Annotated in this window: 13 protein-coding genes and 2 pseudogenes; 10 read left to right on the top strand and 5 right to left on the bottom strand. The window is 44.1% G+C overall.

Annotated elements, in window-relative coordinates:
• Window positions 1-31: 31 nt before the first annotated feature.
• The 3 genes from OZ401_RS23770 to OZ401_RS23780 all read right to left on the bottom strand — a co-directional run bounded on the left by OZ401_RS23770 (window position 32) and on the right by OZ401_RS23780 (window position 4,147).
• On the bottom strand, window positions 32-805 hold the full coding sequence (locus tag OZ401_RS23770; protein ID WP_341472098.1) for a hypothetical protein: 774 nt from the start codon (window positions 803-805) through the stop codon (window positions 32-34).
• 144 nt (window positions 806-949) lie between these two features.
• On the bottom strand, window positions 950-2,608 hold the full coding sequence (locus OZ401_RS23775; protein ID WP_341472099.1) for a hypothetical protein: 1,659 nt from the start codon (window positions 2,606-2,608) through the stop codon (window positions 950-952).
• A gap of 219 nt (window positions 2,609-2,827) precedes the next feature.
• Window positions 2,828-4,147, bottom strand: a complete 1,320-nt coding sequence (locus tag OZ401_RS23780) for a transposase (RefSeq protein ID WP_341467900.1) — start codon at window positions 4,145-4,147, stop codon at window positions 2,828-2,830.
• 1,056 nt (window positions 4,148-5,203) lie between these two features.
• Between OZ401_RS23780 and OZ401_RS23785 the strand changes: the two genes are divergently transcribed.
• The 4 genes from OZ401_RS23785 (at window position 5,204) to OZ401_RS23800 (ending at window position 9,615) form a co-directional block, all read left to right on the top strand.
• Window positions 5,204-6,292 carry a helix-turn-helix domain-containing protein gene (locus OZ401_RS23785; RefSeq protein WP_341472100.1) on the top strand — a complete coding sequence of 363 codons (1,089 nt, stop codon included), beginning with the start codon at window positions 5,204-5,206 and terminating at the stop codon, window positions 6,290-6,292.
• A gap of 231 nt (window positions 6,293-6,523) precedes the next feature.
• Window positions 6,524-7,978 carry an ATP-binding protein gene (locus OZ401_RS23790; RefSeq protein ID WP_341472101.1) on the top strand — a complete coding sequence of 485 codons (1,455 nt, stop codon included), beginning with the start codon at window positions 6,524-6,526 and terminating at the stop codon, window positions 7,976-7,978.
• Between the two features lie 109 nt (window positions 7,979-8,087).
• Window positions 8,088-8,858, top strand: coding sequence for a ParA family protein (locus OZ401_RS23795; RefSeq protein WP_341472102.1), 771 nt, complete (start codon window positions 8,088-8,090; stop codon window positions 8,856-8,858).
• Between the two features lies 1 nt (window position 8,859).
• The gene (locus OZ401_RS23800; protein ID WP_341472103.1) at window positions 8,860-9,615 is read left to right on the top strand and encodes a ParB/RepB/Spo0J family partition protein; all 756 of its coding nucleotides are present in this window, start codon (window positions 8,860-8,862) and stop codon (window positions 9,613-9,615) included.
• A 176-nt stretch (window positions 9,616-9,791) separates the two neighbouring features.
• On the opposite strand, the gene OZ401_RS25975 is transcribed toward OZ401_RS23800, so the two are convergent.
• Window positions 9,792-9,917, bottom strand: a complete 126-nt coding sequence (locus OZ401_RS25975; RefSeq protein WP_425607648.1) for a helix-turn-helix domain-containing protein — start codon at window positions 9,915-9,917, stop codon at window positions 9,792-9,794.
• A 171-nt stretch (window positions 9,918-10,088) separates the two neighbouring features.
• On the opposite strand from OZ401_RS25975, the pseudogene OZ401_RS23805 reads away from it, so the two are divergent.
• From OZ401_RS23805 to OZ401_RS23815, 4 genes and pseudogenes are all read left to right on the top strand, one after another.
• Window positions 10,089-10,583 (top strand): annotated as a pseudogene (locus tag OZ401_RS23805) (hydroxylamine reductase); the annotation flags it as partial.
• A 274-nt stretch (window positions 10,584-10,857) separates the two neighbouring features.
• Window positions 10,858-10,945, top strand: a pseudogene (locus OZ401_RS26025) (hypothetical protein); the annotation flags it as partial.
• A gap of 266 nt (window positions 10,946-11,211) precedes the next feature.
• Window positions 11,212-11,520 (top strand): LGFP repeat-containing protein, encoded by a 309-nt coding sequence (locus OZ401_RS23810; protein WP_341472104.1) that lies wholly within the window; start codon window positions 11,212-11,214, stop codon window positions 11,518-11,520.
• Between the two features lie 132 nt (window positions 11,521-11,652).
• Complete coding sequence (locus OZ401_RS23815; protein WP_341472105.1) at window positions 11,653-12,195, top strand: cysteine hydrolase family protein; 543 nt, start codon at window positions 11,653-11,655, stop codon at window positions 12,193-12,195.
• A gap of 80 nt (window positions 12,196-12,275) precedes the next feature.
• On the opposite strand, the gene OZ401_RS23820 is transcribed toward OZ401_RS23815, so the two are convergent.
• Window positions 12,276-12,398, bottom strand: coding sequence for a hypothetical protein (locus OZ401_RS23820; protein WP_341472106.1), 123 nt, complete (start codon window positions 12,396-12,398; stop codon window positions 12,276-12,278).
• A gap of 256 nt (window positions 12,399-12,654) precedes the next feature.
• On the opposite strand from OZ401_RS23820, the gene OZ401_RS23825 reads away from it, so the two are divergent.
• Together OZ401_RS23825 and OZ401_RS23830 are read left to right on the top strand one after the other, a co-directional pair.
• Window positions 12,655-15,363 carry a winged helix-turn-helix domain-containing protein gene (locus OZ401_RS23825; protein ID WP_341472107.1) on the top strand — a complete coding sequence of 903 codons (2,709 nt, stop codon included), beginning with the start codon at window positions 12,655-12,657 and terminating at the stop codon, window positions 15,361-15,363.
• Window positions 15,364-15,546: 183 nt separating this feature from the next.
• Window positions 15,547-15,783 carry a hypothetical protein gene (locus OZ401_RS23830; protein ID WP_341472108.1) on the top strand — a complete coding sequence of 79 codons (237 nt, stop codon included), beginning with the start codon at window positions 15,547-15,549 and terminating at the stop codon, window positions 15,781-15,783.
• Window positions 15,784-15,828 lie beyond the last annotated feature (45 nt).

Here is a 15,828-nt window from a genome sequence, read left to right on the forward strand (position 1 = left end):
AAGCAAGCTATCCCATCATAAAAAAATGCGCCTATTGGAAAGGTATTTTGCTGGCGTTATAAACAAAACTGGTTATAAACCAGCAGCCTGTTGCATTTCTTTCTAGGGTCCAGTGTTCTGAGCCAGTTGAGCCGATTTGTCCATTTTTTCTGGAGTGATTATTCTCACAGGTTTCATTTGGGTTACTTGCAGTGGTGTAACAAAAAATGCTGCCACTAGTAAACTGTGCTATATCTCCTACTACCATCTGACCTTTTAATTTTGTGCTAGGGGCAGGTTCAATTTGATAATGAAAAGTTGTGATATTATGAAAGGCTTCGAAAAGCCCGATATACCGATCTTTCGGAATGCTCCATTTATCAGTATCTGATTTTCCCCCGTCAAGAATTACCGGGTTAGTCGAACTGGCTTTAAAAATCTTATTCAAAATAGGTTCGGCTGTATCCTTATTATCGGTCATTGCGGCTTCACTCTCGGCATTAATAACCTTTGAGATTGTCTCAACGTCATTGCTGCCCTCGTAATCGCAGTTCGATTTTAAGGAAGTAGTGGTTGGAATAGATAAAGAGGTATTTGGTGCAGAGGTGACTTTTGGTCCATTGATCTCCACAAGCCATAGTTTAAAAGACCCACCCATAGTGTTAGTTATAATTACTATAGCTAACATTGCAACCACAATTAATAACAGTAAAGAAAAGGTCATTAACGGGCCTAATTTGGAAAGCCACTCAAAAAAGCTTCTGGGGGGTTGCTGTTTAGATCCATTTTCCGTAGAATCGGGCTGCGAGTTAGATTCATTTGGCATATTTGGTTCTTTCTTACTGAGTTAAAAAGGTTTTAGTCAGTTAATTTATGGGTAGCTTACCTGATAAAGAAAATTTATATTGATAGACTTTTCAAAGGTCATCTCCTTACTGCTAAAGCTGGTTGGAATTACCAGCAACTCTCTCTAGGCAATTTTGGAAAGCCGCTCGGTAGCTGCCTGTGAGGGAGACCAGAACCAACCCTGCGTATCCCATACCCGTGCATAGGGGAATTTCTGAGCTCCTTTGTAGGCTTCTATAGCTTTGGTTTTATCGCCCAAACTCTCGGAAGCTTGACCCATAATGAAATAGGAAGCGCCCACATCATTTAAAACGCCTTGTGCAAAAATGGCTTTCTTGGTAGTTTCATCCACTGCTCCCACCGGTGGAAGCGGTTTCCCACTATTGCTATAGCCCTCCTGTATTCGAATAGCTTCACTCTCAAACTTGATTACACATACCTGCGCTTTTTGATAAGCTTCATAATAGTTTTTATCCGCTAGCGCTTTCCAAGCTGCCACCGTCAATTGTTCGGATGTGCTAGTGCCATATGTAGCGGCGATTGCAGGTGACCAGAACCAACCTCTAGTATCATATGTGCGTGCATAAGTGAACTTTTGCGCACCTTTGTATGCAGCTGCGGCTTTTTCAGAATCGTTCAGCTTTTCCGCCGATTGACCCATAATGAAGTAAGCTGTACCTACATCGTTTACAGGTCCTTGCTCAAAGATAGACTTCTTGGTGGCTTCATCTACAACGCCGGTGGGGGGAAGCGATTTGCCACTTTTTACATAGCCATCTTGTAATCGAAGCGCCTCTTCCTCAAACCTGTTGACACATTCCAAAGCTATTTGATAGGCATCCCGGTAATTATTAATTTTGAAAGCGTTCCAAGCAGTGGAAGTCAAATTCTCTGAACTCAAACTATAGCGCCACTTGAAATAATGCTGTCCAATATTGCCCATCTCAACTTTGAAAGGGTCAGGATTCGAAGGAGTATAAGTTAGTACACGGCGTTCGAACATCTGGACTAATACATCTTTTTCCTGCCCAGCTACTATTGCTTTAGTCCAGTAGGCTTCGGAGATAGGGTAGCCAAAAACATTTGCCACGGGGTTATCTGTATACACTTTGTCTTTAACAAAGTTGGAACCATTCCAAGTTAAACCTTGAATGTTTTGGTAATCCAAAAAAACTTGGGGGATATTATGACCCAGAATGGTATCGTACTGACCTATACTGAGTTGTGCGGGAGGATTGGACAAAGTGGTAACCTGTCCGGCTTTATTTATCGACAGATTAGCTACTTGACCGATTAGGTTGAGAGCAGTATTTTGCCCCGGACGGGTGGTTACAATCTCTTTAAAACTGGCATAAACTGGTGCGCTGCCATTACTGCCATCGCCATTATCATCGCCTGCAACCTGTGTTTGGCTTGGACTCAATTGGACAAATAGGGTGTTACCATCCTGCCGAAGCCCGGTAACTAGCTCTTTGGTCAGAAGACCATTGGTTACATAGGTGCCATCGGCCGACAATTCCATCCGGCTCTTGTCAAAATATTGTACCTGTCGTTTGCCTCCTGCGATTTCTAGGTAAATCTCCTGGCGAATACTAAAATTGTTTGGTCCCCACGTATAACCGCGGCCCGCATCAGGAACCTCATCTACCAATTTGTCACTATATTCCCAGAATTGTTTGAACTTTGAGTTCCCAAAATCCGGAGCGGCATTAGCCAAGTTGTGGGTAGCTAATTGAAGTAAAAGGGAAAGGGTTATCAAGAACCCGATATTTTTCAGCCGCATTTTTAAACCCCCTTGTTCAAGGATACAGCTTTAAGATATTGGCAACTTGAGCTAAATATTTGGAAAGAGGCGTGACTTAACGATAATTAAGATCAGTCAATATCTTTAAACATATTGTTAATAGGATTCTTGACGTTTAGATAAACGGGGCTATAGGAAATAGAAACCCGTATCGGAACTTACAAAAGAATGACAGTTTGTAGCCAGTTACCAGCAAATTTAACAGCGAATATTCGTCAAATTAGAGGTAGAAAACCCCTTTTTGACCACCTTATAGCGGGTAGCCGGTCTTACTTTGGTGCCAACCGCTCGACCCTTCCCATTTCCTCGCACTTTGCTGGCTTTGGCCGGACTGCCCAACTGCACAATTATTCCGGACAAGCCTCGTCGAATTTGCTGAGGGCTTGGCTGTCGTTGACTATTTTCCCAAGGTCGCAACACTTCCAAGCCCAAGCCTTGAGCGATTTGCAATTCGTCGTGTACCAAACTGACTATCGCCGTCCACAACTCAAACTGGCTCGGATAGCGCAAGCGTGGTTTTTCCCACAACAAATCTTGTTTGTCAAAACGATAGCCGTGTTCTATCGAGTAACGCCTCTTGTAATACGACCAGACTTGCGTCAGGTCAAGCTCAGTTTGACCCGACCACACATACCAACTTTCCAGAGGGTCATGGGTTTTACCACTGGCTGCCTCACGCTGTATTCGGATTATGCTCAGTGCCAGTTCAGGTGCTTCCCTCAAATGCAGCTCAGTCCATGCGCTTACTACCAGTTTGTGTCCATTTTCGTCCGTCCCAACCCACACTCGCTGCGGCAAACCGTGCGTATTGGGATCATTACATTGGAAACGAGCACCGTGTTTAGCGGGAGCGCCGCGACCTCGTTTCTGCTCATCTCTCACCACTTTTCGATAGAATACTCGGTTAGACTTGAGCCGCAGCAGCAAGTCATAGTCCTTACTGCTATTTTGAATAAATGCTTTGGTGGGGTAGTACCGGTCTCCCAGATTGAGCGGTCTTTCAGCAAAATATGGGCGCAATTCGCTCAGTTGCTGGCTGGCTACCTCTGCTGGTGTTTGACTGGTTTTGATCCTGCGGTTGGAGACAATGTATGTATGGCTACTGGTTTGAGCCGGCACCACCACCACGGTCGAGAATTGCCAACCCACGGTCACGGGCTTATCACAATTGGGCAGATTGTGTTTGTAAAGCCAGCCACGATCTGCAGATGTAGTGCTAAAGGGTCGCTCGATATTGGTAGCATCCACTGCCAGTACCAATCTTTCACCATCGAAGGGATGAGGGGCGTAGCGCACCATGGTTTGCTCGAAGCGAGTTTGGTTAACTTGACCCATTTGCAAAGCCTCATACAAACTGGGCCATTTTCGCTCAAAATTGGGCGAAAGGGTCAGTTCCAGTACCGATTGAGCCTGGCTTTCTGTCATAAGGGCATCCGCCAGATTAAACAATGCGTCACTGGCGTATTCAAAGCAGTCATAGATTTCGTGCCGAAATTCTTTAAGTGTGTTAAGGTTCATACGAGTAGTGTCCTTTCTCAATTAGAACATTACTCGTCTGGGCAAGTTGTGCCAACACTGCTTGCCCTTTGGTTTATCTAAACGTCAAAGGATTCGCTGGAAACTGGAAATCGGAAGAATAACATACTGTTATAATCAGGTTTTACTAAAAAGAATTAATACCACATTAAAGTTGAAATTAAGATAAATAAAAATCAAAGAATAGAAAAAATTACACTTGTTAAACCAATTTGGAACCTTTAATTGAGGATTTATTGAGTATGGCTGGTTGGTGGTAATTGCGACTTTGCTAGTTTCTGCTACTTACCAAATTGGATATACGCTGCTTTCGGCGCATTTGAGTAACAGATTCGGATGAACCAAAATAAATTGGTGTCCTTGTTATTCAAGGTAACAGAGCTACTTCCGTAGTTATTTAGTTGCGCCAGTTTTCTTTTTTCCAGACTCTTGAATTTTTCACGCTGTTTTATGATATTTCAGTCGAAGCCGTTCTATCTCCAATCTGGAACGTAGCGGATTATTTAGAGAGAAATCCGCCATGCTGGCTTTTATCCGCCACAGTAGGAGGGTTTTTCGTCAGGAGGGAAGTATCAGTTTGATGTAAGGGGCTAAAGCGAAAAAGTTAACCTGAAGGGGATATGTTGTACTTTTGGGATATGTAGGAATTTTCTCGCATGTCTTGACAAACTCAAGATTCACCTTACAATTAGACTCATGCAGAGTACAGTTGTTCGCAACAACTATCTTGTATTTGTGTTCTTGTACTTTTGCACATGTCTTTGACCGTATTCAAAGACTGAATATTCATCAAAATAACACAACTTCTTTAAGAAAAGAAGCTAAACAATAACAAGATGTGAAAAAAGAGAGAATCAGTAGCGGCTAGATACCGAAACAAAACAATCATATAAAACAAGAAAATCCCCTCTCGCCGTCCAAAGCCGTGGGGATCTTCAAACAAATGCATAGCCCTCACAGGGAGGACTTTTATTTTCCTTTTACATTTAAAGGATAGCATAAGAGATTCTCCATGTCAAGAGCTAAGGAGGATTTTTTATGCCCAAAAATACGCTTGCATACAATTATAGCCCGAATTTGACTGTTCCAAAAAGAACAGGACAGTTTGTACAGATACCACTCGAACTGATTAGGGAATCCGAAATCAGCCCAGCTGCTCTGAAACTGTATATGATACTCCTCTCCTACTCTGGAGTGGATAACTGTGCCTACCCTTCCCAATCCCGGCTTGCTATCGATATGAAGCTTACTGAGCGACGAGTGAGAACCCTTTTAGTCGAGCTCCTGGAAGCTAATCTGGTAGAAATAATTCATCGCGCAGGAACTTCCAATTTGTATATACCTCTTTGGAAAGCAGGTAGAGAAGTGGAAGAGAACTTCCGGAGAGAGAGGAAGAATAGTTCCGACAATTTACATGAACATGATTTAAATCATGTGTGTGAAAAAAACTCAGTATCTGAAACAATTCCAGATACCGATACAGGGATAGCTTCTAAAGTCACACTAGCTGAAAATACTCAAAATGACAAACAAATATCAACTCTTCTGATTTCTGCTGGCATCAGTCTTGTAATGGCACAGGAACTAGCCCGGGTAATTCGTCAGAACAATCGCGACATAAGTTATGTCAAATTGTTAATAGAAACCAGCCAAGAAAAATATATCCACAATCCGATTGGGTTTATCCGCTTCATGATTTTGAGAAATGCGGAACCGGTCAACAAGCCGGTCAGTACACGCCCGAAACAGCGCAAAAGTCCACCTTCAGCGTCACAAACTCCTCTCGATTTCTCTAAATATCTGACTGGAAAATATGCTTACCTGACTGGAACAACTTCAGGTGAGGAAACTATCCCTAATACGAACGAAGAGGAAGCGCAAATCCTCTGGCAGAATCTTCGCCGCACTCTTGCCCTTAGTGGCGAATTCCCGCTTTCCATTTTGGATAGTGGAAGGTTAAGATATTGTTCCGAAACTGGAAGATACCTACCAGTCTTTGTGGGTCGGGAAGATTTAAATAGCGCGCAGGGTCAAGTTCTCGGTAAAGCTCTGGAAAATTTGTTACTAACAGGTTCTGGATATAATACAACACCAAATACTATATCTCTGTGTAATGCCGACATTTAGGGGGTATAGTTGAAGAAAGCTTTTTATGTTTATTAGAATCAGTCTGAAAAAGCTGATTTTGGATAAAAAATCGCTATTTTGGCTTCTTAAAGGAAGATTTAAATTATAAAAAGACATCACATTTCATTATGCACAAAGGGTAATTATAGAGTAAAATAAGTCAAATATAGGATTATTCCGCCATTATGGCGGATATCGTGGCGGATAATGGTGGAAAGACGGACTTCAAATATGTTGGATATAGAATCTATTCTGAAGGAAGGCGAAAGTGACAGGGTTGAGTTTAAGATAGCTCCTCCTCGTGCGAATGAAATGGCTGAACGTATTTGCGGCTTTGCCAATTCGATTTCAGGAGGTTATCTGATTATAGGAGTACAGGATAAGAACTGGGGGGTAGTCGGAGTCAAGAACGTCTCCGATACAATTGACCAAATCCTGTACGCTGCCCGTCTATGCCACCCTCAAGTACATCTGAATCCACCGCTACCCCAGACTGTACTCATAAATGATCGACAATTAGTGGTAGCCCATATACCGCCTAATGATGGCACGTTGTATCAATCTGGAGGTGTTTGTTGGATTAGAAAAGGCACTCATACCACCCCTATGGTAGTATCAGAGATTCAGCGCTATCTTTACCATAGAGGAGTTCTTGACTGGGAAACTCAACCTGTGCACCGAGCAACTCTTTCTCACCTGAATAGAGATATTATCGATCTATATCTGAACCACCGTCCTAGCAGGAACAGGGGAGTCTTTCGCCCTTCTTCGATGGAAGATATCTTGGTTAATCTTGAATGTCTTACGGTAACTAGTGATGCGAAGGGAAAAGAAGTGCTACGCCCCACTAACGCTGGGCTGTTGCTCTTTGCTGATAACCCGCAGGAATTCCTGTTACAATCAGAGGTAGTGTGCGCTCTTTTTAGAGATAATTCTGGTCTCAAACGCTTTTCTGATCGACGTGTTTTTCAGGGTCCTATCAGCGATCTGATTGACCAGGTTGGTACTTGGTTTGAACGTAATATTGCTGTACCGGCTCGCGTGAAAGGTTTTAGTCGTATAGATGAGCCGGAATATCCTCTAGAAGTTCTGCGAGAGGCAACAGTAAATGCATTGGTACACCGGGATTACAGCCTCAAAGGTGAGAATGTCCGCATATTTTTCTATTCTGACCGGATTGAGTTTCGCAATCCTGGATTGCTTATGCCGGGTCTTAACATTGAGGATTTGAGAGAGGGTCGGGCAGGTTCTAAACTCCGAAACCCTGTTATAACCGGAATACTCAGGAATTTACCGGGTAGTTATATGGATCGGATGGGCAGTGGTATCCCATTTATGCTGGATGAAATGCGACAGTTAGGACGCCGTCCACCAGAATTTCGAGAACAGGGAGAGTTTATTGTGACTTTCTATAAGGAAGCCAATACACAAGCTGAGGAAATGAGAACTCCCTTGACCCAAAAAGAAAAGGCTGCTGAAAGTGATTCTGTAACCAGTGGTCTTCAAAAACAGCGACAAGAATTGGCGTTGCAATATATCCATAAAAACGGTTATATAACCAACGGTCAGTATCGGGAACTTGTGGGAGCTTCGGATAGAACAGCCTATCGGGATCTGGAAGCATTGGTAGCACAAGGTACTCTCAGGACTACCGGTCAAAAAAGGTCTAGACGCTACATGTTTTGAGTAGTAAGAGCAGACGTAATTTGGTTGGTATGACACGGATTCTTAGTCGGCTATAGCCTGAATGCTGGGCATAGGTAGAAAAATAGTTTCCATATATAAAAGGAGTTTTATGATCAAGATAGCGTTTGGATTACAGAAAGGAGGGGTTGGTAAAACCACCAGCACCATTTCTACTGGCTATGCATTGGCGAAACTTGGCAAGCGGGTGCTTCTGGTTGATTCCGACCCACAAGCTAATCTAACCTCTTCATGTTTGCTTGACCCAAGATCTTTCAACCTTAATATTTATGATCTGTTTAAAAAAGGTTCATTGAAAGCATCAAATGCCATCGTCAAAACCCAATGGGATTTTGACTTAATTCCTTCCAGTATAGTGTTGGCTTCTGCTGAGGTTGAACTGGTGTCTGCTTTTCAGAGGGAACAAGTGTTGGCAGAAAAATTTCAGGAACTGGAAGGACTTGGCTATGATTACGTTCTTACCGATAGCCCCCCTTCATTGGGTTTGCTTACTGTAAATGTGCTGGCTGCCTCTGACAGGGTTGTAATGCCGGTTCAGTGCCAGTTACTCTCTATTATGGGTCTCCAAGCTTTTATAGATGTTGTAGAATTGGTACAGAAAATTAACCGCACTTTGCGTATTAGCGGAGTTTTGCTAACTATGTATGATCCTCGCACCGGTGTTTCACGTGAAGTGGAAAATAATGTACGTGAAATATTAGGAGATCTGGTATTTGATACCCGTATAGGAAATTTCACAGCCCTTTCCAATATACCGCGGCGTGGTCCAATTCAGGTTTGGGAACCGAAACACCCAGCTAGCCAGCAATATAATGCATTTGCCGAAGAGCTTATAAATCGTTTAGAGCAGGAGAGTCATTGAAGTGTCAAAGAAGAATACTACCGGCACGGATTTTTTTGCCAATCTCAGGGCACGTGCTGGAGATATCCAAAAACTCACGGATAACTCTGAATTGAAGGAAACTGAAGAACTTGAAATACTTCGTTTGGAATTAATCTTACCAAACCCCGATCAACCTCGTAAGATTCCTGCGCCTGTCGAAGATGAACAACTGGTGGCTGATGTAAAGGAACGTGGAATTCTGCAACCCATAATAGTAAGACCTTCACCAGAGCAACCCGGTAAATATTTGTTGGTAGCGGGTAATCGGCGGGTTGGCGCTGCCGGGCAAGCCGGGTTGTCTCACATTCCGGCAATAGTCAGAGATTATACTGAAAAAGAGGCTCGTACTGTTGCAGCTATCGAGAATTTGCAACGACAGGATCTTGATCCACTGGATGAAGCCCGCTATTTCAGGTTTTTAGGAGTAGAATATAACCTTTCAAACCGGGATATTGCTAAGCTTGTTAATAAAAGTCCCAGCTATGTTGATCAGCGTATGCGCATGCTGGAAAAGCGCGTAAAAAATACGCATTTGTTACAGAAAGCACAAACTAACATAACAGAGAAAACTATCTGGAAATACCGTCCTCGTGATTGGCAGAAATTCCATCAAACTTTGGAGGCTCTCGGAAAAGGGTATAGCGTTGCTCCTATCGAGGAAAAAAAGAAGTTGCGGCAGGAAATTCAGCTACTAAGGGAGCATCTGGCGGCACTGGAAAAAGATATGAAGGATTGACATTTCGGTCTACTTCGCTTACGGTCAGCATGACAACCTTCGTGAATGGTTACGATTTGGGACGATGGACAATGATGCTATGGATAGAGCCATTTGTGATACCGTTGTCCCTTCTCGACCAATATTCAGTGAAAACCCTTGTTATTCCAGCATTCTTTTCAAAGCTTCAATATCATTTATACGCACCGAATCTTTATGGAATCGATAATGCCCTCATCACGCAACTTGCAGAATTCTCGTGATAGCGTTGGACGTGAAACATTCAAAAAATCAGCCAGTTCTCCTCGTTTCAGAGGCAGCATAAAAGTGCAAATGCCGCTTCTCCGCTGTAACTCAAGCAGATATTTACTAATTTTCCCTTTGATACTTTTTACCACAAAGTAATCCACTTTTCGATTTGTAACCGGGCACGACCTGCACGACCTAAAGCAACTACTTGAGGATACCGAAGGAAAAGGTATCAATATCTATACCCACAGATAGAGGCGGTAAAGAGTGGGGGAATCAAACATTTTTTCTTGGTGGGTAGATGTGATGGGGCAAAGCCGGGCAGGAACTACTATACCAACTTTGTTAAGAAAGCGCCGCAAGACAGCATAATCTTGACGCTTGTTTGTGGTAAATTCAGGTTCAATGAATTGAATATCGGGGAAATCGGTGGGCTACCCAGAATCCTAGATATGGGGCAGTGCAATGACGCATACTCGGCGATACAGGTAGCCCTTGCGCTGGCAACCGCTTTTGAGTGTGGGGTAAACGACTTACCGTTGACGTTGGTACTCTCCTGGTTCGAGCAAAAAGCCGTAAGCATTTTGCTGACCCTTCTGGCGCTTAGAATCAAGAATATCTATCTGGGACCAAGTCTGCCCGCATTTGTATCAGCAAACGTACTAAACGTACTGGTAGAGAAGTTCGATCTAAAACCGACCAGTACCCCGCAAGCCGATCTTGCCACAATTCTGGGCTAATCGTTGGAAAAAGAAAAGGTTGTCTATTTGACAGCCCTTTTATTAATTACGCTTGCTAATCCCCTCATCAAAAGGTTCTGTGAGGGGATTAATGAAGGGATTAGCAAAAGGAGAAACTGACAAGGCAAGTCAATTAAGTTCAAAAGAATTGATAAATCGGACAGCTATCTAAATCTTTGGTCGCTAAAACCCATCTTGATTTACCCGCATCTCTGAAAACAGCCTAAATTCTCAAACAAGCGCCTAACTGCCACAGCAACTTTACATAACCATTAATCATGATAAAATCGCCTTCGCCACCGTTAGTCATTTGACGGTGGGCGATTTCCGCAACTGGTTACTGGCGGAGGAGCGGGATAGCCGCGCTTACTCCCAGACTCACTATGGTGGCAGCAGTCTCCGAGATAATGTGCGTAATCAAGATCAGATACGGTGTTGTTAAGTCTATAGCACATCATTCAAATCAACGAACTATTACGAAACTCGCCACGTATCTGCTCGTTTTGTATAACAGATTAATATTGATGTTCCGATGCAAAAGGCAGGTTAAAGCTATGGCAAAGGGCAGGGCTATTTATGTGGGGATGCTGGCAGTGATGCTGTTCTCGCTCTTTTGGTGGGCGTGCAAATGAGCGAGGCTAAGCGAACTGCTGGACATGGCGCGTTCAATCACTTTGATAATCTATACTACCCCGGCGCGGTATATTTCCCCGAAACTGGGCACAATCTGCGCAACAGCTTCAAGGCATACTGGGAAGCAAACGGAGGGCTTTCGATATACGGCTATCCCATCAGCGAGGAATTTTACGAGGTCAACCCGGATGACGGCAATAACTACGTAGTGCAATATTTCGAGCGTGCCCGCTTCGAGTGGCATCCTGAAAACAGTGGCACACCTTGTTTGGAAATGGACTGCTACGTCAGAAGGGATGGCTAAGCCAGTGACCAATTTCGCCCACGGTGTCGTGGACAGCCAGTTATCAAATTCGTGAGTATAATTGTGAAAGGATATTATACACTAGAACAAATATTTGATTAGTCTAGTATCAAGCGAAAAGGAGATAACTTCATGAAAACAGACACCGCCTTGCTGGTAATTGATGTCCAAGTAGGAATGTTCTCTGACCCGGCTTATCCACCCTACCAAGGGGAGGCCTTACTTGCTAACCTATCCATCCTGATTGAGAAAGCCCGGTCTGCCGGAGTTCCGGTAATCTTTATTCAGCACAGCGACAGTAGCCCCGAAGAACCACTGTGGCATGAAAATGAGGGCTGGCAAATTCACCCGGCGATTGCCCCTCGCCCCGGTGAAGCCGTTGTCCACAAAAAGACCCCCGACTCTTTTTACGAAACCACCCTGCAACTAGAGTTAGAAGGCTTGGGCATCAAGCACTTGGTGATAGCAGGGATGCAAACAGAATTCTGTGTAGATACCACTACTCGGCAGGCTTTTAGCCGGGGCTACAAGATAACTCTGGTCAAAGACGCACATAGCACCTTTGATACCTTTTACCTCACTGCTGCCCAGATAATCAATCATCACAACAACGTCTTGGGCGGTTGGTTCGCTACCGTCAAAGAAACCGGTGAGATTGCGTTTAGCGCAGCCTGAACCGATAGCAAAGATGGGAGAATAGCAGCGGGTTTTGTCTGACTTGCTGAGCCTACCGGGTGACACAGAGGTTTTATAGTTCAGAGTGGCGCAGTAGGGGACGACACCACCATCAAAAAGCTCACCTTGTCGCTGTGGGCTTTCTCAAAGAATTGCAGCAATCCAGCTTTTATGGCACTATAACGCTGGTGATTGTCACTCACCTGTGCCCTGTATGGGTATTAGTAAACCTTTCTGCTTTTAGATTGAAAGTTTACCGCATTGCCAATCACCTCTTTTCCCTGAACCTATTTTATGTGAGGTAGCAAAATGCTGCCTTAAACATCAAAAGCTTGGGATTACAAGCTGTGGGTTTGCCCCTAGATGCCCCGCCACATGTACTCAAGGTATGGGGAGTAATCACTTGCAAATTTATCGCAACCCTTATTATATTGAAATTCTTTTCAGAAGCGGTTTGTCGTGAATGAATCCCTTTCCAATCTTCTAAGCACTAAGTTCTACGCACCAACCCTGAGAGCGGGGTTGGTTTTGCGCCCTCGTCTCACCAAACAATTAGCCCAGATTTCCCACTACCGTTTGACTTTAATCTGTGCCCCCGCCGGATTCGGCAAAACTACCCTCATTAATGAATGGCGTACCAAAACCAACCTGCCGTTGGCTTGGCTTTCTCTGGATGAGAATGATAACGATCTGGTGAGGTTCTGGCGCTATTTTATTACCGCCCTGCAAGGGTGGAAGGCAGAGGTAGGAAAACAAGCGCTTACTCTACTGCTTTCTTCCCAACCACCGCCACTAATTGAAGTTCTAACCGAACTCATTAACAGCCTCGCAACTCTAGAAAATGATTTCATTTTGGTTCTGGATGATTACCATCTAATAACTAACCCGGAAATTCAGCGCGGCGTAAATTTCTTGTTGGAATTTGTGCCGCAGCAGCTACATCTTGTCATTATTACTCGCTTAGATCCTCCCCTTCTGCTTTCACGTTTTAGGTCACAAGTGCAAATCCTTGAACTTAGGGCAGAGGAACTGAGATTTTTACCGGCAGAGGTCAACACCTTTTTCGAACAAAACCTCGGTATCACACTAACCCCTGAGCAGCTAAAAGCGGTCGAAACCAGAGTGGAAGGCTGGGTGGCGGGTCTACAACTGGTGGCGTTATCACTCAAAGGGCGTGCGGATATTCCAGATTTTCTCCAATCCTTTACCTCAAGTCAACGCTATTTGCTGGATTATCTTTTGGAAGAGGTACTAGCCCGCCAAGAACCGGAACTGCAAAATTTCCTGCTGGAAACAGCTATCCTAGAGCGGTTTTGCTCCCCACTGGTTAAGGCTGTCACTGGGCGAGAAGATAGCGAAACGCTACTTGAGAAGTTAGAGCAACTCAACCCCTTCATCGTACCGTTAGACTCTGAGGGTCACTGGTTTCGCTACCATCAACTTTTTGCGGATTTGTTACTTAGCCGGCTCCGGCGCTTAAAGCCCGGTCGGCGCGAAGAACTGGCTAAACTGGCGGCGGAATGGTGCGAGCAAACCGGAATGATAGGGGAGGCGGTAAATTACGCGCTGGCGGCAAAACAATATGCTTCTGCTGCCAGATTAGTGGAAGAGGTTTCCACCCAAATGATCGAACGGGGCGAACTGGTAACCTTAAGAAGCTGGATAAATTCTCTACCCCAAGAACTGCATTTCGCCAATCCACGCCAAATAATTTCCGAAGCTTGGGTACTACTGACAGAAGGGTTTGGCGATATAAGTAAAAAAAGGCTGGAACAAGCTATAGCGCTGTTAGAAAGAGAAAATGATAGCCAGCAGTGGAAACCGCTTTTGCAAAAACACGCAGCGGTGCTGGAAACTCATCTGATTAGGCTAAAGGGAGATTATGCTGAAGCTATTGCGCTTTCTAACCAACTAATAGAGCGGGAGGAGGAAACTTTCTTAAAGTCGGCGCTTCTGTTAAATCTGGGTATTTGCCACTATTACAGGGGTGAACTCCCGTTAGCCAGAGAGAAAATAACCGAGGTAAAAAAGCTTAGTCAAGAGATTAGTAACTATTACATTCTGGTGGCAAGTACCAGTTTTCTGGGGGAATTGTTCTTTATGGAAGGGCAGTTCCAGAAAACAGAGGAACTTTTACGGGAGTCTCTCCAACAAGTTCGGAAGCATAATGAACTGCTACGGGTCAATACTGTAACTTATACCAGATTGGCTAGTCTCGCTTATGAGAGAAATAGGCTGGAGGAGGCGCTCAACTATGCTGAAAGGGCTACCAGACTGGAGAAACAAAGCAAGGCAGCCGACCCTTTGGCACGAGCGTTAATAATTCTAGCTCGCATAAATTGGGCGCTTGAACGACGACAAGCGGCTTATGCCACTTTGGATGAGGCTGAAAAGCTTACCAAAACCTATCCAATTGCACGCTTATACTTTCCAGAAGTGGTAGCAACCAGAGTAAAACTGTGGATTATGGAAGGAAGACTCGAGGAAGCAGAAAATTGGGCAAAAACAGAAGAACTTGAAAGCAAAGTAAATAGCGCTTCCTTGAAAGAATTTCAAGAGGAACCACAATTTTGCCTGCTTGCCCGACTCTACATAGCACGTGGGGACAATGAAAACGCCGCGCTCCTGCTAGAGCGTTTGCTTCCCGAAGCTCGGTTGCAGCATAGAATGGGCAGTATGCTAGAAATATTGACACTACAAGCTCGCAACCTCCAAGCTCAAGGTAAGACTCCCCAAGCCTGTGATATTTTAGAGCAGGCGCTGATTCTGGGTGAGTCAAGTCCTTATGTACGCAGCTTTGTCGATGAAGGTATAGCAGTTCGACCCCTTCTGCTAGAACTACGAAAGAGGCAGTTTTTTATGGTGAGAGCTGATTATATAAATCTGCTCGATTTAGCGTTAGGAATTAATTCGGTAGAGCCTCTCCCCGAACAATTACGCTTTCAACCTTCTACCACATTTGCGCCCATTAAAGCTGAAGCGCTAAGCACAAGGGAACTGGAAGTATTGCGGTTAGTTGCGGCAGGAGTCAGTACCGACGATATTGCCAGAAAACTTGTAATATCGGTTGCGACCGTAAGAAAACATTTAAAGAATATTTATGAGAAGTTGGATGTGCATAGCCGCATTCAGGCAGTTGCACTCGCGCGCGAACTTCATCTTCTTTAACACCTCTCTTATCATCTTCTTAAAAATACCCCATGTGATACCTCAATTTGAGTAGTGCAACTACCCCACGACTGTGATTACCATAAAGCTGCAATCTAAATAATTTATAAGGCAAAGGTTTTTGCGCTTTTTGCTAATTATCCATGGAAATGCAGCGCACCAAGGGCAGTTTAGAGGGAAAAGGTGATAAACGTGGGAGCGGCGGAGTTCTACGAAATTAAATTAGTAGGCAATCTAGATCCGAATTGGTCAGAGTGGTTCGATAAAATGTACCTTACCAATGAGGAAAACAATATTACGGTATTAAGAGGTCAGGTAAAAGATCAGGCGGCGCTACATAGTATTTTCGTAAAAATTCACGATCTTAACCTGACGATCCTTTCTGTTATAAGGTTGGAACAGAATAAAGCTGAAGAGTAAAAATAAAAAAGGTTTCTGAGAATTTATGTAGAAAGGAGTCAGAAG

This window comes from Candidatus Chlorohelix allophototropha (assembly GCF_030389965.1).
In the GTDB taxonomy this organism is placed as follows: domain Bacteria; phylum Chloroflexota; class Chloroflexia; order Chloroheliales; family Chloroheliaceae; genus Chlorohelix; species Chlorohelix allophototropha.